Origin of the sequence: Pseudomonas fungipugnans (assembly GCF_029955235.1) — a bacterium.
Taxonomy (GTDB): Bacteria; Pseudomonadota; Gammaproteobacteria; order Pseudomonadales; family Pseudomonadaceae; genus Aquipseudomonas; species Aquipseudomonas fungipugnans.
Window position 1 is genome coordinate 1987672 of the sequence record NZ_JARBWL010000001.1, and the last position, 17426, is coordinate 2005097.

Sequence of the window (17426 nt, forward strand, 5' to 3'; positions counted from 1 at the left end):
AAGCTTCTCCTGATTCAGGCCAACGCTGCGCAGGCGGCAGCGAAAGCATCTGGGGTATTGAGGTTGGATGTCGCCACGCCTTCGGCGCAACGCTTGTTCAGGCCGGCAAGCACCTTGCCAGGACCACACTCGACCAGTTGGGTCGCGCCCTTGGCCGCCAGTGCCTGGACCGATTCGACCCAGCGAACCGGCTTGTAAAGCTGCTCAAGCAGATCGCGCTTGAGGGTTTGCAGATCCGCAGGCACATCGGCGCTGACGTTCTGCACCACAGGAATCTGCGGTGCCTGCCAGTCGATGGCCGCGATGGACTCGGCGAAACGCTCGGCCGCCGGACGCATCAATTCGCAGTGAGACGGCACGCTGACCGGCAACGGCATGGCGCGCTTGGCACCACGCGCCTTGCAGCCTTCAATGGCACGCTCGACCGCAGCCTTGGCACCGGCAATAACGACCTGGCCCGGGGAGTTGAAGTTGACCGCACTGACCACTTCGCCTTGTGCTGCTTCAGCGCAGGCCGCCAGAACGTCAGCATCGTCCAGACCCAGAATAGCGGCCATGCCACCCTGCCCGGCCGGAACGGCTTCCTGCATCAGTTGGCCGCGACGCTCTACCAGCTTCACCGCGTCGCCCAGAGTCAGGCTGCCGGCCGCGACCAGCGCGCTGTATTCACCCAGGCTGTGCCCGGCGACATAAGCCGGACGTGCGCCGCCTTCAGCCAGCCACAGACGCCACAGGGCGATCGAAGCGGTCAGAATGGCCGGCTGGGTTTTGTCGGTTTGATTGAGTTGTTCTTCCGGCCCCTGCTGGGTCAGTGCCCACAGGTCGTAACCCAGGGCATCGGAAGCTTCTTTGAACGTTTCGAGGACCACCGGGTGTTGCGCGCCCAACTCGGCCAGCATGCCGAGGGACTGCGAACCCTGTCCTGGAAAGACAAATGCGAGGGAAGCAGACATGTAACAAGCCCCTAATGATCTTGTCGTCGGAGAATTGACGTCCCGCCTTGGGGACGCAAGAAACTGACAGTTGGATGGCCAATTGAACTGAGCGGTCACATTTAAGCATTGTCCGACGAAAACGCCTAAAGCAACAAATCCTCCAGACGACCGTGAAGACGCTGCGGCAGATTCTCCTGGATCTCGATCAGCGCACGCTCAATGGCGCTCTGAAAGCCCTGGACCCCGGCCGAACCGTGACTTTTCACCACGATGCCCTGCAAACCGAGGAAGCTGGCACCGTTATGCCGCGCAGGTGCCAGATCGGCCTGCAAGCGCTTCATCAACGGCAACGCCAATGCACCCACCATGCGTGAGGCGAAGTTTTTGCGGAACAGCGCCTCGATACGCCCGGCAATCATGGTCGCCAGGCCTTCGCTGGACTTGAGCAGGATATTGCCGACAAAACCATCACACACCACCACATCGGCCTCGCCACGGTACAAACCATCGCCCTCGACAAAACCGATGTAGTTGATACCGCGAGCGGCCTGCAACAAGGTTGCCGCCAGCTTGACCTGCTGATTGCCCTTGATGTCTTCGGTGCCGATGTTCAGCAGCGCGACGCGAGGCCGGACGATGCCCAGCGTTTCAGCGGCAACCGAACCCATCACTGCAAATTGCAACAGGTGCTCGGCACTGCAATCGACGTTGGCGCCCAGATCGAGCAACTGGCAATAACCCTTCTGGGTTGGAATCGCCGCGACCATCGCTGGCCGGTCGATGCCCGGCAAGGTTTTGAGCACAAACCGCGACAAGGCCATCAGCGCACCGGTATTACCGGCACTGACGCAGGCCTGGACCTTGCCATCACGCAGCAACTCCAGCGCCACACGCATCGACGAATCCGGCTTGCCGCGCAACGCCTGGGCAGGCTTCTCGTCCATGGTAATGACTTCGCTCGCAGGCGTTATCGACAGGCGCGCGCGATCCACAGCCGAATGACTGGAGAGCAGTTCTTCCAAAAGGGTTGGTTGACCGACAAGGGTCAGGTGCAGCGAGGGCGTAGCAGACAGGCAAGCAAGACTGGCCTGAACAATGCTGCGGGGACCGAAGTCCCCGCCCATTGCGTCAATCGCGATGACTTGAGCAGACAAGTGATTACTCGTCAGCGCCCTTGTCGATCACTTTACGGCCACGGTATACGCCTTCTGGCGATACGTGGTGACGCAGGTGAATTTCACCAGTGGTTTTTTCTACAGACAGAGTGCTTGCCGTCAGGGCGTCGTGCGAACGACGCATGTCACGGGCAGAGCGGGATTTTTTGTTCTGCTGAACAGCCATAATTGATTAACTCCTAAACGTTTGGGTCACGCTTTAACTGCGCCAATACACTGAACGGGTTGGACCGCGTTACCTCGTCCTCGCTCGGTTCGGGCTCATCGAGACCCGCCGGCTGCTGGCATTCTTCCGGATGATGAGCAGGCACAATGGGCAAGGCGAGCAGAAGCTCCTCCTCGATCAGTGACTGCAGATCCAAAGGATCTTCGCCCAGTTCCAGCACGTCATAACCTTTCGGCAACGACTGGGTATTCGCACCCTCCTTCACCACAGCATAACTGCATTCGCTGTGGATCGGCAGGGTGACCAGCTCAAGACAACGCTGGCAAACCATTTTGACCTCGGTGTCGATAAAGCTGTGGATGACCACAGATTTACGTTCATCTCGTTCAAAAACGAATTTAGCCTGCACCGTACCGACAGTGTCGGAAAGCGGGTCGCAGAGTCTCTCCAAATCGGCCAGCAGCATTTCACCTTGAAGGGTGGTGCCACGATCAGCCAATTTGCGCGGGTCAACGTGAGGTGGAATCGGGTCATTCAACATAGGCGCAGCATTATAGGGATGCACCCAGCCATGTCAAAGGAAATTCAACCCTGTCCGCCACTTGGAAGCCCCGCTAGAATTCGCCCCTGCCTTTTGGAGATGCGCATGCTGCCTTTATTACTCGCTTCAAGCTCGGTCTATCGCCGGGAATTGCTGGCCCGCCTGCAGCTACCGTTCGTCTGCAGCGCTCCTGATATCGATGAAAGTCACCGCCCGGGCGAGTCCGCCATCGAACTGGTAAAACGCCTCGCCAAGGAAAAAGCCCAGGCCCTGGCCGACAGCCACCCCGCTCACCTGATCATCGGCTCGGACCAGGTCGCAGTACTTGGCGAACGCATCATCGGCAAGCCGCACACCTTCGAAAAAGCCCTCGAGCAGTTATTGGCCGCCAGCGGCGCCAGCGTGACATTCCTGACGGGCCTCGCCCTGCTCAACAGCCGGACCGGCGACTGCCAGGTTGATTGCGTCCCCTTTACCGTGCACATGCGCACACTCGATCAGGCACGCATCGAGCGCTACCTGCTCGCCGAGCAGCCCTACGACTGCGCTGGCAGCTTCAAGGCCGAAGGTTTGGGGGTGAGCCTGTTTCAGAGCACCGAAGGCCCTGACGCCACCAGCCTGATCGGCCTGCCGCTGATTCGCCTGATCGACATGCTGCTGGCCGAGGGCGTGCAGATACCCTGAAGGTCAAAAGATCGCCGCCTTCGGCAGCACCTACAAAGGCTGCGATCTCATGATGCTAAAAAACCGGCCACGAACGCCAATGCCGGTCAGTTAAGGATTTGGACACCATAAACCTTGCGGGAGCGAGCCTGCTCGCCCCCACAGGTTTTGTGTCTTAACTGACCGGCATTAGCCACGAAGGCCGGTTTTTTTTGTGCAGCAAAAATACTTAGCGCAAGGACGGACCGCCAAAACCCATCCACATCGCCAACTGCTCGGCAACACTGGCACCCAGCTTTTTCGAGAAGCGGTCAAACGGCGATTCCTGAACGGTGAAGTCCACCACTTCCTTTTCGCCAATCACATCACGCGCAACCGAGCTGGTATTGCCCAGGCCATCGATCAAGCCCAGCGGCAAAGCCTGCTCGCCCGACCAGACCAGCCCGGAGAACAGCTCGGGATGCTCTTTATCCTTGAGACGATCACCACGGCCCTTTTTCACGCTGTCGATGAACTGCTGGTGCGTCGTGTCCAGCACGCTTTGCCAGAACTTGGTTTCTTCAGGCTTTTGCGGCTGGAACGGATCGAGGAACGACTTGTGTTCGCCCGAGGTGTAGGTACGGCGTTCGACGCCGAGCTTCTCCATCGTGCCGACAAAGCCGTAACCGGCCGCCGTCACGCCAATGGAGCCCACCAGACTCGCTTTGTCGGCATAGATCTGATCCGCCGCACTGGCGATGTAGTAGGCACCGGAAGCACCCAGGTCCGAGATCACCGCATACAACTTGGTATCAGGATGCAGAGCGCGCAGACGCTTGATTTCGTCGTACACATAGCCCGACTGCACCGGACTGCCACCCGGGCTGTTGATGCGCAGGATGATGCCCTTGACCTTGGTATCTTCGAACGCAGCACGAAGTGCACCGACAATATTGTCAGCACTGGCCGGCTCCTTGTCAGCGATCACACCGGTGACGTCGATGACCGCGGTGTAGGTGGAGCTGCGACTCGCACTCTTCTCCATGTCCCCCAATGGCACGAACAGCAGCAACGCGCCAAACAGATACACGAACGTCAGCAATTTGAAGAAAATCCCCCAGCGACGCGAACGACGCTGCTCCTGCACGCTGGCCAGCAGGGTCTTTTCCAGCAGCCTCCAGCTTCTTTCGTCACCGCTCTCTGCGCTCGCCTTGGCGGGCGCCTTCCATTCGTCGGTCATGCCATCTACCCCAGCAAAAATCCATTAAGCCCGCTGAGTCAGCCAGGCGTGCAATTGCGAAAAATGATCAATGGCCAATCGCGGCTCGAATAATTTAAGCGCATCAATCGACTGCGCGCCGTAGCTGACAGCCACCGAATCCATGCCGGCATTACGCGCCATCTGCAAGTCGAAGGACGAATCGCCCACCATCAGCGCCTGCTCCGGGCGAACGCCGCAATGGGCAAGGATCTGCTCAAGCATCAGAGGGTGAGGCTTGCTGGCGGTTTCATCCGCGGCACGAGTGATGTCGAAATATGTTTCCCAGCCGTGCGCTTTCAGCACCCGGTCCAGACCGCGACGCGCTTTGCCGGTGGCGACCGCCAGGTGATAGCCGTCGGCACGAAACGCCTCCATTGACTCGACAACACCCTCGAACAAGGGCGAAGGGACGGCTTCGGCGGCAATGTAGTGATCGGCGTAGTGCTGGCGGAAGGCGATCAGCTCGTCATCACTGATGTGCGGGTACAGGGTGCGAATCGCTTCCGGCAACCCCAGGCCGATAATGCCTTTGACGGCAAAATCGTCACACAACTGAAATCCGGAGCGCTCGGAGGCGACATGCATCGCCTCGACAATCCGACCAATGGAATCGGCCAGCGTACCGTCCCAATCGAAAATCAGCAGTTTGTAATCAGATGGGTGCACTCAGGCGCTCCACGGTTTTGGCCCACATCTCGTCGACAGGCGCCTGCAACTTCAATTCGCCACCGTCGGGCAGCGGCACGGTCAGCATGTAAGCGTGAAGGAACAGGCGCTTGCCGCCCAGATCGCGGATTTCCTTGCTGAAATCGTCATCGCCGTACTTGGTATCGCCGGCAATGCAGTGCCCGGCGTGCAAGGTGTGTACACGGATCTGATGCGTACGCCCGGTGATCGGCTTGGCTTCGATCAGGGTGGCAAAGTCGCCGAAACGACGCAGGACCTTGAACACGGTCACCGACTCCTTGCCCTCCTCTTCGTCGACCTCGACCATGCGCTCGCCGGAGCGCAGATTGCTCTTGCCCAGAGGCGCACGGACCTGCTTGATCGAGGCCGCCCAGTTACCGCGGACCAGCGCCATATAGCGCTTGTCGATACCATCGCCGCGCAACGCCATGTGCAAGTGACGCAGCATGCTGCGTTTCTTGGCAATCATCAGCAGGCCCGAGGTGTCACGGTCGAGACGGTGAACCAGCTCAAGCTCCTTGCAATCGGGACGCAACTGACGAAAGGCTTCGATCACCCCGTAAGTCAAGCCGCTGCCACCGTGAACCGCGATGCCGCAAGGCTTGTTGATCACGATCAGCGCCTTGTCTTCGAAGATAATCGAAGCCTCAAGGCGCTGCAGCAAGCCTTGAGCCAACGGCACAGGCTCGTCGCGCTCGGGCACGCGAACCGGTGGCACGCGCACGATATCGCCCGCCTGCAGCTTGTATTCGGGCTTGATCCGACCTTTGTTCACCCGCACTTCGCCCTTGCGCAAAATGCGGTAAATCAAGGTCTTGGGCACGCCTTTGAGCCGAGCGAGAAGGAAGTTGTCAATTCGTTGGCCGGCATATTCCGGCGAGACCTCAAGCAGTTGTACGCCTGGGGTCGTAGGGGCAGTAGTCGTCATGGCGCGGATGATAACAATTTTTTATGGAATTGAAGCACTTAATCATTGCTGCTATAGTCGCGAACGCCGCCAAAAGCGGCCTGGCCAGCGGACTAACGGTCAAAAACCGGCCCTGACCAACGCAATTCACCAGGACGCGAGGCCGTCCTACGGGGCTTTCGCTACGTAACGGTGGAGTTTGCAGCTGTAACAAGCGCAGGTGACATGAGGCCTGAATCAAACCGCAAGGCAGAGTTTTCACTCGTTTTGCGCGCCAATATTCACGGCCAGTTCACAAAGTGCAGTCAGTTGCGAATGACCCCGAGCGAACGCTTCGGAAACAACGCCTAAATTAGCCATGATGCGTGACCTCCCCTTTCGGAGCTCACGGTAAATGCCAACCCGCTGCGGATTCTGCGCGCGGCAGCACCCGAATTATCAGGGATACGTGTAGGGTGGAGATGCACAACCGCTGGACTGTGTAGCAATAGGCTTCATCAAGACGCTTCATCTCGTCCACAGCCGCTGGTTGATTCCTCCTCCTGACTGAGTGCTTAAGTAGCCACAGCAAGCAGGACGCGTACGTCGCAACACCAGCCCAATTGGTTGGGGTTCGCTAGACACTGGAGTGTCCAACCACTCCTGACGCACCTGACACCGACCGTGAGAAGTCGTGTGTGCCGAACGCCGTTTCCGGCAGCCCGGAAACCGACGGTACTACATGAAAAGAATGCTGATTAACGCAACTCAACCCGAAGAGTTGCGTGTTGCACTGGTAGATGGCCAGCGCCTCTACGACCTGGACATCGAATCCGGTGCACGCGAGCAGAAGAAGGCCAACATCTATAAAGGCCGGATTACTCGCATCGAACCAAGCCTTGAGGCTGCCTTTGTCGATTTCGGCTCCGAGCGCCACGGCTTCCTGCCCCTCAAAGAAATCTCCCGCGAATACTTCAAGAAAGCCCCCGAAGGCCGCGTCAACATCAAGGACGTCCTGACCGAAGGCCAGGAAGTCATCGTCCAGGTTGAAAAAGAAGAGCGTGGCAACAAGGGCGCCGCCCTGACCACCTTCATCAGCCTGGCCGGTCGCTACCTCGTTCTGATGCCTAACAACCCGCGTGCCGGCGGTATCTCCCGCCGCATCGAAGGCGAAGAGCGCAACGAACTGCGTGAAGCCCTGAACGGCCTGGTCGCACCGGCCGACATGGGTCTGATCGTGCGCACTGCCGGCCTTGGCCGCAGCAGCGAAGAAATGCAGTGGGACCTCGACTACCTGCTGCAACTCTGGACCGCCATCAAAGAAGCCTCGCTGGATCGCTCCGCGCCATTCCTGATCTATCAGGAAAGCAACGTGATCATCCGCGCCATCCGCGACTACCTGCGCCAGGACATCGGCGAAGTGCTGATCGACAGCGTTGAAGCCCAGGACGAAGCCCTGACCTTCATCCGCCAGGTGATGCCGCAGTACGCCAGCAAGATCAAGCTGTACGAAGACAGCGTTCCGCTGTTCAACCGTTTCCAGATCGAAAGCCAGATCGAGACCGCTTTCCAGCGCGTCGTTGAACTGCCTTCCGGCGGCTCCATCGTTATCGATCCAACCGAGGCCCTGGTGTCCATCGACATCAACTCGGCGCGCGCCACCAAAGGCAGCGACATCGAAGAAACCGCCCTGCAGACCAACCTTGAAGCCGCCGAAGAAATCGCCCGTCAGTTGCGCCTGCGCGACATCGGCGGCCTGATAGTCATCGACTTCATCGACATGACCCCTGCCAAGAACCAGCGCGCCGTGGAAGAGAAAGTCCGCGAATGCCTGGAAGCCGACCGCGCTCGCGTGCAAGTCGGTCGCATCTCGCGCTTCGGCCTGCTGGAAATGTCCCGTCAGCGCCTGCGTCCATCGCTGGGCGAAAGCAGTGGCATCGTTTGCCCGCGTTGCAACGGCACCGGCATCATCCGTGATGTTGAATCGCTGTCGCTGGCGATCCTGCGCCTGATCGAAGAAGAAGCCCTGAAAGACCGTACCGCCGAAGTTCGCGCACAAGTGCCAATCCCGGTGGCCGCGTTCCTGCTCAACGAAAAACGCAACTCGATCACCAAGATTGAACTGCGCACCCGTGCCCGCATCGTCATTCTGCCGAACGATCACCTCGAAACGCCGCACTTCGAAGTTCAGCGCCTGCGTGATGACAGCCCGGAAGCCCACGTCAACCAGTCCAGCTACGAAATCGCTGCTGCCGCTGCTGAAGTGGAAGAAGTCCAGCCAGCCGCTGCGACCCGCACCCTGGTTCGCCAGGAAGCTGCGGTCAAGACTGCTCCGGCCCGTGCCAACGCACCCGTGCCGACCGAAGTCGTCGCAGCTCCGGTTGCAGCTCCAGCCGTCGCGCCAGAACCAAGCCTGTTCAAAGGTCTGGTGAAGTCGCTGGTCAGCCTGTTCGCCACCAAGGAAGAGCCTGTTGCACCGGTAGTGGTTGAAAAACCGGCCACCGAGCGTCCGGCCCGTAACGAAGAGCGTCGCAACGGTCGTCAGCAGAGCCGCAACCGTAACGGTCGCCGTGATGAAGAACGCAAGCCACGTGAGGAACGTGCACCGCGTGAAGAACGCGCACCACGTGAGCCACGCGAAGCCCGTGAAGAAACCCCGGCAGTAGTAGCCCGCGAAGAACGCGCTCCACGTGAAGAGCGTGCACCACGCGCCCCTCGTGAAGAACGTGCACCGCGCGCGCCACGCGAAGAGCGCAAGCCACGAGGCGAGCGCGAAGAGCGTCCGGTTCGTGAACTGCGCGAACCTCTGGATGCTGCTCCGGCTGTTGCTGGTGTTGCTGTTGCTGCCACCGCTGAAGAGCGTCCGGCCCGTCAGCCACGTGAAGAACGCGCGCCACGCCCACCGCGTGAAGAGCGTCAGCCACGTGCCGAGCAAACCGCTGCTGCCGTCGCCGAAGAAGAACTGCCAGGCAACGAAGAGCAACTGTCGGAAGACGGTCAGGACGGCGCCGAAGGCGATCGTCCACGCCGCCGCTCCCGTGGTCAGCGTCGTCGCAGCAACCGTCGCGAGCGTCAACGTGATGCCAACGGCAACGTGATCGAAGGTTCGGAAGAGTCCGAATCGGCTGAAGGCACCGAAGCTGGCGATGCGCCAAGCGCTGCCGATCTGGCTGCAGGCCTGGCGGTCACCGCCGCAGTTGCCAGCACCGTGATCAGTGCACCGGCTGAAGCACAAGCCAACGAGCAAGCTGAACGCGCTACTGCTGCCGTTCAGGAAACCGCTGCTGTTGAAGCGCCAGTGGTTGAAGCAACGACGCCGGTAGAAGCTGTTGTTGTGCCGGAAGTTGAAGTCGCTCCGGTTCGTGAAGCCCAGCCAGAAGTGGCAGCGTTTGCAGAACCTGCCATCGTGACTGAAGCGCCTGCCGTGGTAGCCGAACCGGTTGTTGAAACCGTTTCTGAAACCGTGACCGAGGCTGTTCGCGAAGTTCGTGAAGAGCAAACCGCGTTCAACTGGGTTGCCGAGCCAGCGGTCGTTGAAGCACCAGCACCAACGCCAATCGTTGAAGCTCCAGTTGCAGAAGCCATGGTTTCCGAACCCGTGGTTGCTGCTGCCGAGCCTGCGGCAGTGGTTGAAGCGCCGGTTGTCGCCGAAGTGGTTGCACCGGTAGTTGAAGCCGCTCCAGTCAGCGCCCTGACTGAAAATGGCCGTGCACCGAACGATCCGCGTGAAGTGCGTCGTCGCAAGCGTGAAGCCGAGCGTCTGCAGAAGGAAGCCGAACTGGCAGCCGCTGCGGCACCGGCTGCTGCTGAAGCGGCACCGGTCGTAGCTGAAGTCGTCGAGGCAGCCCCTGCCCCGGTTGCCGAAGCGGCTGCTGAACCTGCTGCCCCGACCACTGACGAAGTGGTAGAGCAACACGCCCCGGCCCTGGAAAAAGAGCACGAGCATAAACCCCTCGCCTGATTCCATCGGCCACTAAAAAGCCCCGCCTGGTGACCCAGGCGGGGCTTTTTTATGTCTGAACATCGGGCGAGCTCGCTCGCGCGGGGTTCGAGGCGGGTCACAGAAGAGCAACCGCCCCCTTAGATATGCATCACGCTTGCTTGAAGACCAACGCCTGCGGCACATCCACATCCCACAACACCCCAGGATCATCCACTGCCACCTCGACCACCCGCGCCTGCGTAAATAACGGACTGGCCCCACGATCACCGGACAGCACCATCAACCCCGGCCCCAGACTTCGGCCAAACCCCACCGGGTGCCCATACTCGCCTTCCAGCACCGGTACGCTGACGCCATCTTCCACAATTCCCGCCACCACCCGCTCAATCGTCGACGGCAGAATAAACGGCATATCACCCAGCACCACCAACCAGCCATCAAGCTGCGGACACGCCGCGACCCCTGCGGCAATGCTGTCGCCCATGCCCGTGGATTCGATCAGCACAATTTCGCACCCATAAGCCTGGGTCATGCGAATCACCTGCGGGCGATCCTCGGTGGTGACCAGCACCCGTCGCTCAAGCGTCGCCGGCAAATTCCCCAGTACCTGCTCAATCACCGAGCGCACAGCACCATCACGACCCGTGCAATCCGCCAGCAGCTTGTCTTTGTCGGCACCGGCGACGTGTCGAAAGCGACTGCCCTGTCCCGCCGCCAACACAATGACACCCACCGCCTCGCTCATACGCCCTCCTGCACCGGTTTCTTCTGCTTCAATTCGACGCCGTTCTTGATTGCCACAATCTCTGACATCAACGACAAGGCGATTTCTGCGGGTGTGTGGCTGCCGATATGCAAACCAATCGGCCCGTGCAAGCGCTCGATGGACTGTGGAGACAGACCCAGAAGCGCCAGATTCTCCCGCCGCTTCTGACTGTTGACCCGAGAGCCCAGGGCGCCGACGTAGAACGCGCTGGAGTCCAGTGCCGTGAGCAGGGCCATGTCGTCCAGACGCGGGTCGTGGGTCAGGGCAACGATGGCAGTGCGCTCATCGGTCTGGATGTTCAGTACCGCTTCATCGGGCATGCCCGGGACAAAGCGGCCATGCTGCTCTTCCCAGCCATGCACAAACTCGCTGCGCGGATCACAGATCAACACTTCGAAATCCAGCAGCCGGGCCATTTCTGCCACATACCGCGACAATTGCCCCGCGCCAATCAGCAACAGTCGCCAACGCGGTCCGTAAATGGCGCGCAGGGTGCTGCCATCAAAGCTCAACACATCGCTCTTGTGCGCCGGCTGCAACACCACCTCACCAGTAGCGATGTCCAGCGAACGGGCGACAATTTCATGGGCCTCGCACCGGGCCAGCAACTCGGCCACCCACGCTGGATCGCCGATCCGCTCTTCGGTCAGGCGCAAGGTGCCACCGCAAGGCAAGCCGAATCGCGCGGCTTCCTCACGGGTCACGCCATAGGTGATCATTTGCACGGGCGGACCGTCCGGCGTAATGCGCCCATCGTGCAACCGCGCAATGACGTCGTCTTCAACGCAGCCACCAGACACCGAGCCGATCACCGCGCCATCCTCACGCAGCGCCAACATGGCACCCGGTGCCCGAGGCGCAGTGCCCCAGGTCTGGACCACGCTGTAGAGCATCACCCGCTGTCCGGCACGCCGCCATTGCAGCACAGCGCGCAAAACGTTCAGGTCAACGCTGTCCATCAGGCTTCAGCCTTCTGCCAGCCTTGCAACTGATAGCGAACCGGCAAATTGCGAATGCGTTTGCCGGTCGCGGCGAAGATCGCATTGCACAGCGCCGGGGCAATTGGCGGCACACCCGGCTCACCGACACCGCCCAACGGCACATCCCCCGGCTGCGTGACCAGATGCACTGCCACCTCCTTCGGCGCCAGCGACATGCGCGCCACCTCGTACATATGGAAGTTGTCCTGCTGGACCTTGCCGTCCTTGAAGCTGATCTCACCCAATACCGCATTGCCCAGGCCCATGACGCAGGCGCCTTCGAACTGTGAGCGAATCCGCTCGGGGTTGATCTGCGGCCCGCAATCCACGGCGATATCCGCCTTGTGCACGATCAGCGTACCGTCATCCTTGACCTCGACCTCAATCACCGCCGCCACATAGGTGACGAAGCTGTAATGCACCGCCAGACCCAGGCCTCGGCCCCTGGGCAATGTGCGCCCCCAGCCAGCAGCCTTGGCGGCGGTTTCCAGCACCGTGCGCAGACGCCCGGTGTCGATTGGATAACGCTCCGGGGATTCACCGTAGTTCCACTCTTCGCTCAAGGTACGCGGATCGATCTGTCGGTCCGGACCCAGCAAGCTGATCTGATACTTGAGCGGGTCCTGCCCGGCCTTGTGCGCCAGCTCATCGACAAAACTCTGAATTGCAAAACCGTGGGGGATGTTCGACACCGAGCGATACCAGCCGACCCGGGTGTGGACCGTGGCCTCCGGGTTTTCCAGACGCACATTGGGGATCGCGTAGGCCATGTTGGTGAAACCCATGCCCAGCTCGAAAGCCGCTTCGTGATTCATCCCCGGCGCGAACAACGCGGTGATACTCGGCGCCACGGTGCGATGCAGCCAACCGGAAGGCAGGCCGTCTTTGTTCAGGCTGGCTTTCAGGTATTCGGCGGACACGGTGTGGAAATACGAACAATGGATGTCGTCTTCACGGGTCCATTGCACACGCACAGCCTTGCCGGGAAATTCCTTGGCCAGAATCGCGGCTTCGATGACGAAATCCGGCTTGGATTTGCGACCGAAACCGCCGCCCAGCAACGTGACATTGAAGGTGACGTTATCGAAGGGCAGCCCCAGGCGTTCGCTGATTCGCTCGCGAGTGACCTGCGGTGCCTGGCTCGGCGCCCAGGCCTCACACACGCCATCCTTGAAACGGGCAATGGCAACCATCGGCTCCATCGGCGATTGCGCCAGGTGCGGCAAGTAGTAGGACGCTTCGAGCGTGCTGCTGGCTGCGCTCAACGCCTTGTCGATATCGCCGGTATTTCGCACGACTTTGCCGGGCTTGAGCGACGCCGCTTCCAGCTCCTTGCGATAGGCAATCGAGTTGTAACTGGCGTTCGGACCATCGTCCCACTCGATTTTCAACGCGTCGCGGCCCTTGATGGCGGCCCAGGTATTGCTGGCGATCACGGCGATGCCGCCCAACGGCTGAAACTCCGATGGCAACGGGCGGCCTTCTATCTGGATAACCTTGATCACGCCGGGCACTTTCAAGGTCGCGCCGTCATTGAAGGATTTGACCTTGCCGCCATAAACCGCTGGGCGGGCGATGGTGGCGTAGAGCATGTCGTCGAAATGCACATCAGCGCCGTAGACCGCCCGACCGCTGACGATGTCTGCGCCGTCGATGGCCCTGACGCCCTCCTTGCCGATGTAGCGAAACTCTGACGGTTGCTTGAGCCGCAGGCTGTCACGGGCCGGCACCGCCAACGCACCCGCTGCGACAGCCAGGGCACCGTAGCCCAGTTCGCGGCCGGTCGGTTGGTGGATGACTTTGTGCAGTTGCGCGCGGCATTCACCAAGTGGCACTTTCCACTGATCAGCGGCGGCCTGTTCGAGCATGGTCCGGGCGGCGGCACCGCAACGGCGCATCGGCTCGTACCAGTGGCGCATGCTGCGCGAGCCATCGGTGTCCTGGTTGCCGTAGCGAACTTCATCACCCGGCGCCTGTTGAACCTTGACCAGCGCCCAATCGGCGTCCAGTTCGTCGGCCACCACCATGCTCAGGCTGGTGCGTACGCCCTGGCCCATTTCCGAGCGGTTGCACACCACGGTCACCGTGCCGTCGGCGGCGATGCTGACATACACCTTCGGGTCATCGACCCAGCCGTTGGGCATGCCATCGGCGCCGAACTGCTTCGGCTTGTCTTCGGCGAACGCGTCCTGCCAGCCCCAGCTCGCAGCCAGCACCAAGGCGCCGGTCGCGCCCACACCTTTAAGAAAGCCGCGACGACTGAGATTCGTCAGGTTGCTCAGGGCAAAATCATTCGGTAGCTGGCTCATGCCTTGGCCTCTTTCAAGTGAGTCGAGGCCTGGCGGATTGCGGTCTTGATGCGGTTGTAGGTGCCGCAACGGCAAATATTGCCAACCATCGCTTCTTCGATCTGCTCGTCGCTGGGGTTCGGGTTGACCTTGAGCAGCGCGGTGGCGGACATGATCTGCCCGCCCTGACAGAAACCGCATTGGGCCACGGCAGTGTCGAGCCAGGCTTGCTGGACGATCTGGCCAATCGGGTCGTTGTGCAGTTCATCGATGGTGGTGACGTTTTGCCCGGTTACCGCGCTGATTGGCGTAATGCAGGCACGCGCTGGCTGGCCGTTGATGTGAATCGTGCAGGCCCCGCACAAACCCATGCCGCAGCCGAATTTTGTTCCTGGATGACCGCCCGCCACATCACGAATAGCCCAAAGCAGCGGCATCTCGTCAGGAACGTCCATTTTGTGTGGTTGACCGTTGAGTATCAGGGTATTCATGGGCACGCCCTTTTGGTTCGGTTATGGGCCCGGCAATCTGCCGCCGAAGGTTGGCGGTGGTTCACACAGATCGACTCAGGCTGGTGGGGCTCTCTTATGCAGGCGACATCATCTGCATCGGGCCTTTGGTGGAGCGAAGATTTGCATCGTTAGGTGGCTAAGTTAACCCGGCATTAACAAAAAAGCCCTGCACAATGAAGTTGTGCAGGGCTTCGATGATCGCTTTGAAGCGTAGCCTCAATAGCGATTGGGCTCCATTTCCAGATCGACATGGAATCGTTGCGAAATGTCTTTCTGGATGCGTTGCGCCAGCTCCAGCAATTGCAGCCCGGTCGCAGTGCCGTAGTTGACCAGCACCAGCGCCTGCAACTTATGCACACCAGCATCGGCTTCGCGGAATCCTTTCCAGCCAGCCCGCTCGATCAACCAGCCCGCCGCCAGCTTCATCTGCCCGTCGGGTTGCGCATAGGCCACCAGGTCCGGGTATTCCAGCTTGAGCTGTGCCACCAGCGCCGCCGATACCAGCGGGTTCTTGAAAAAACTGCCGGCATTGCCCAGCACCCGCGGATCAGGCAGTTTTTCGCTGCGGATGCTGCAAATCGCCTGGCTGACATCGCTGGGCGTCGGATGATCAATGCCCTGTTCGGTCAGGCGCTGACGCACCGGGCCGTATTCCAGGTGCAGATGGGCGGTTCGACTCAAGACAAAACGTACCCGCAGGATCAACCAGCGCCCCGGCAGTTGCTTGAACAGGCTGTCACGGTAACCGAAGTTGCAGTCATGCAGACTGAAGTCGCGCAGCTCGCCGGTCTGGCGATCCAGCGCGGTGAGGCCGGCAAATACGTCCTTGATCTCGACACCGTAAGCGCCGATGTTCTGCATCGGCGCCGCGCCGACGGTGCCGGGGATCAGGCTGAGGTTTTCCAGTCCCGACAAACCCTGCGCCAACGTGTGCTGTACGAACGGATGCCAAGGCTCGCCTGCCTCGGCTTCAATCACGACCTTGCTGGCGTCATCGCTCAATATCCGAATGCCACGCGTGGCCATGCGCAGCACCAGCGCCTGGACATCCGCCGTCAGCAACAGGTTGCTGCCGCCACCAATCACCAGCAGCGGCACCGCGCTTGCTGCCGCACAAGCCAGCGCTTCACGCACGTCGGCATCGCTGTGCGCCTCGGCAAACAATTGTGCGCGAACGTCCACACCAAAGCTGTTGAACGGTTTCAGGGAAACCTGTGACTGCACCTGCAAACTCATAGCCGTCCCTTCAGTTCGATCACCAGCAGATCGCAGGCTTGTTCGATCAAGTCCAGCACCTGTTCGAAGCCCTGCTCGCCGTCGTAATACGGATCCGGCACTTCATCGACTGTCGATTCGTAACGGCGCAGGAACAGATCCAGCTCGGCCTTGCCCTTGGCCGGTTGCAGGGCCTTGAGGTTGCGCAAGTTGCTGTTATCCATCGCCAGGATCAGGTCGTAGGCGGCGAAATCGGCACGGGACACTTGCTGGGCGCGTTGGGCCGAAAGATCGTAGCCACGCAACTTGGCCGCCGCCTGGCTGCGCTTGTCCGGGGCCTTGCCGACGTGCCAATCACCGGTGCCGGCGGAGGCAACTTCGACCTGATCGGCCAGCCCCGCCTCGCGCAGCTTGTGCCGCAATACACCTTCAGCCGTGGGCGAACGGCAGATGTTGCCCAGGCAGACGAACAGAACCTGCATCAGGCCTCCAGAATGCGACGAACGCGTTCGAGGTCTTCGAGGGTGTCGATACCGGTAGGGGGTGCAATGAGTGCATCGCCGACATGAATCCGCACGCCATGCCACAGCGCTCGCAGCTGTTCCAGGGACTCGGTATTTTCCAGCCAGCACGGGCCCCAGCTCACGAAGTCCTGCAGGAAACCGGCGCGGTAAGCATAAATGCCGATGTGGCGGCGATACGGCACGCCTTCCGGCAGTTTTTTCCGGGTGCTTGGCAAACGCCTCACGGGCCCACGGCAATGTCGCCCGACTGAACGTCAGCGCCAGGCCGTTGAGATCGGTAACGACCTTGACCACGTTGGTGTTGAACAGGGTTTCGACGTCTTCGATCGGCTCGGCCAGGGTGGCCATGCGCGCTTCGGCATGAGCCGCCAGGTTGGCGGCGACCTGATCGATCACGCACGGCGGGATCAACGGCTCGTCGCCCTGAACGTTGACGACGATGGCGTCCGGCGCCAGACCCAGCTTCGCCGCGACCTCGGCCAGACGGTCGGTGCCGGAGTTGTGGTCTTCACGGGTCAGCACCACGTCGGCACCAAACCCCTTGCAGGCCTCGACAATGCGCGCATCGTCAGTGGCTACGACTACGCGCTGGGCGCTGCTTTTGCTCGCCTGTTCCCAGACGTGCTGGATCATCGGCTTGCCGGCGATCAGCAACAGCGGTTTGCCCGGCAGGCGGGTGGAGGCGTAGCGCGACGGGATGACAACGGTAAAGACTGGGGTCATTTATCCAGACGCTCATCGGTGGTCAGGGTACGGGCCTCGGTTTCAAGCATCACCGGAATACCGTCACGGATAGGGTAAGCAAGGCCGGCGCCTTTGCTGATCAGCTCGGTCTTGTCGGCGCTGAGCTTGAGCGGGCCTTTGCAGACGGGGCAAGCGAGGATGTCGAGCAATTTGGTGTCCAT

The 17426-nt window shown here is 60.6% G+C and carries 16 protein-coding genes and 1 pseudogene; 2 read left to right on the forward strand and 15 right to left on the reverse strand.

Annotated features, from left to right (window positions below; genetic code table 11):
• Positions 1–14 precede the first annotated feature (14 nt).
• The 4 genes from fabD to POF45_RS07915 form a co-directional block, all read right to left on the reverse strand.
• Positions 15–953 (reverse strand): ACP S-malonyltransferase, encoded by a 939-nt coding sequence (fabD, locus tag POF45_RS07900; RefSeq protein WP_282315485.1) that lies wholly within the window; start codon positions 951–953, stop codon positions 15–17.
• A gap of 125 nt (positions 954–1078) precedes the next feature.
• Entirely contained in the window at positions 1079–2089 is a 1011-nt protein-coding gene (gene plsX, locus POF45_RS07905; protein WP_282315486.1) for a phosphate acyltransferase PlsX, read from the reverse strand.
• A 4-nt stretch (positions 2090–2093) separates the two neighbouring features.
• Positions 2094–2276 (reverse strand): 50S ribosomal protein L32, encoded by a 183-nt coding sequence (gene rpmF, locus POF45_RS07910; RefSeq protein ID WP_008152339.1) that lies wholly within the window; start codon positions 2274–2276, stop codon positions 2094–2096.
• 13 nt (positions 2277–2289) lie between these two features.
• The gene (locus POF45_RS07915; RefSeq protein WP_008152342.1) at positions 2290–2817 is read right to left on the reverse strand and encodes a YceD family protein; all 528 of its coding nucleotides are present in this window, start codon (positions 2815–2817) and stop codon (positions 2290–2292) included.
• 105 nt (positions 2818–2922) lie between these two features.
• Between POF45_RS07915 and POF45_RS07920 the strand changes: the two genes are divergently transcribed.
• Positions 2923–3501 carry a Maf family protein gene (locus POF45_RS07920; RefSeq protein ID WP_282315487.1) on the forward strand — a complete coding sequence of 193 codons (579 nt, stop codon included), beginning with the start codon at positions 2923–2925 and terminating at the stop codon, positions 3499–3501.
• 208 nt (positions 3502–3709) lie between these two features.
• Here the strand turns inward: POF45_RS07920 and sppA are convergent, their stop codons facing one another.
• Genes sppA through rluC form a run of 3 tightly spaced genes read right to left on the reverse strand, consistent with a single transcriptional unit; the run spans position 3710 to position 6335 of the window.
• Positions 3710–4699 carry a signal peptide peptidase SppA gene (sppA, locus tag POF45_RS07925; RefSeq protein WP_259495641.1) on the reverse strand — a complete coding sequence of 330 codons (990 nt, stop codon included), beginning with the start codon at positions 4697–4699 and terminating at the stop codon, positions 3710–3712.
• Between the two features lie 24 nt (positions 4700–4723).
• Positions 4724–5386, reverse strand: a complete 663-nt coding sequence (locus POF45_RS07930; protein WP_259495642.1) for an HAD-IA family hydrolase — start codon at positions 5384–5386, stop codon at positions 4724–4726.
• Complete coding sequence (gene rluC / locus POF45_RS07935; RefSeq protein WP_259495643.1) at positions 5373–6335, reverse strand: 23S rRNA pseudouridine(955/2504/2580) synthase RluC; 963 nt, start codon at positions 6333–6335, stop codon at positions 5373–5375. Before rluC ends, POF45_RS07930 begins: the two co-directional genes overlap by 14 nt.
• Before the next feature lie 700 nt (positions 6336–7035).
• On the opposite strand from rluC, the gene rne reads away from it, so the two are divergent.
• Positions 7036–10254, forward strand: a complete 3219-nt coding sequence (gene rne, locus POF45_RS07940; RefSeq protein ID WP_282315488.1) for a ribonuclease E — start codon at positions 7036–7038, stop codon at positions 10252–10254.
• A gap of 130 nt (positions 10255–10384) precedes the next feature.
• Here rne and POF45_RS07945 read toward each other — a convergent pair whose 3' ends face one another.
• The 8 genes and pseudogenes from POF45_RS07945 to POF45_RS07980 all read right to left on the reverse strand — a co-directional run bounded on the left by POF45_RS07945 (position 10385) and on the right by POF45_RS07980 (position 17426).
• Entirely contained in the window at positions 10385–10981 is a 597-nt protein-coding gene (locus tag POF45_RS07945) for a nucleotidyltransferase family protein (protein ID WP_282315489.1), read from the reverse strand.
• Complete coding sequence (locus POF45_RS07950) at positions 10978–11961, reverse strand: XdhC family protein (RefSeq protein ID WP_259495648.1); 984 nt, start codon at positions 11959–11961, stop codon at positions 10978–10980. Before POF45_RS07950 ends, POF45_RS07945 begins: the two co-directional genes overlap by 4 nt.
• Positions 11961–14291: a xanthine dehydrogenase family protein molybdopterin-binding subunit gene (locus tag POF45_RS07955; protein ID WP_282315490.1), complete on the reverse strand. Its 2331-nt coding sequence runs from the start codon at positions 14289–14291 to the stop codon at positions 11961–11963. The genes POF45_RS07950 and POF45_RS07955 overlap by 1 nt, the downstream gene beginning before the upstream one ends.
• Positions 14288–14761, reverse strand: coding sequence for a (2Fe-2S)-binding protein (locus tag POF45_RS07960; protein ID WP_259495651.1), 474 nt, complete (start codon positions 14759–14761; stop codon positions 14288–14290). Before POF45_RS07960 ends, POF45_RS07955 begins: the two co-directional genes overlap by 4 nt.
• Before the next feature lie 237 nt (positions 14762–14998).
• On the reverse strand, positions 14999–16018 hold the full coding sequence (gene murB / locus POF45_RS07965; RefSeq protein WP_259495652.1) for a UDP-N-acetylmuramate dehydrogenase: 1020 nt from the start codon (positions 16016–16018) through the stop codon (positions 14999–15001).
• Complete coding sequence (locus tag POF45_RS07970; RefSeq protein ID WP_259495653.1) at positions 16015–16479, reverse strand: low molecular weight protein-tyrosine-phosphatase; 465 nt, start codon at positions 16477–16479, stop codon at positions 16015–16017. Before POF45_RS07970 ends, murB begins: the two co-directional genes overlap by 4 nt.
• Positions 16479–17244 (reverse strand): annotated as a pseudogene (kdsB, locus tag POF45_RS07975) (3-deoxy-manno-octulosonate cytidylyltransferase). The gene POF45_RS07970 and the pseudogene kdsB overlap by 1 nt, the downstream one beginning before the upstream one ends.
• On the reverse strand, positions 17241–17426 hold the full coding sequence (locus POF45_RS07980; RefSeq protein ID WP_007945752.1) for a Trm112 family protein: 186 nt from the start codon (positions 17424–17426) through the stop codon (positions 17241–17243). Before POF45_RS07980 ends, kdsB begins: the two are co-directional and overlap by 4 nt.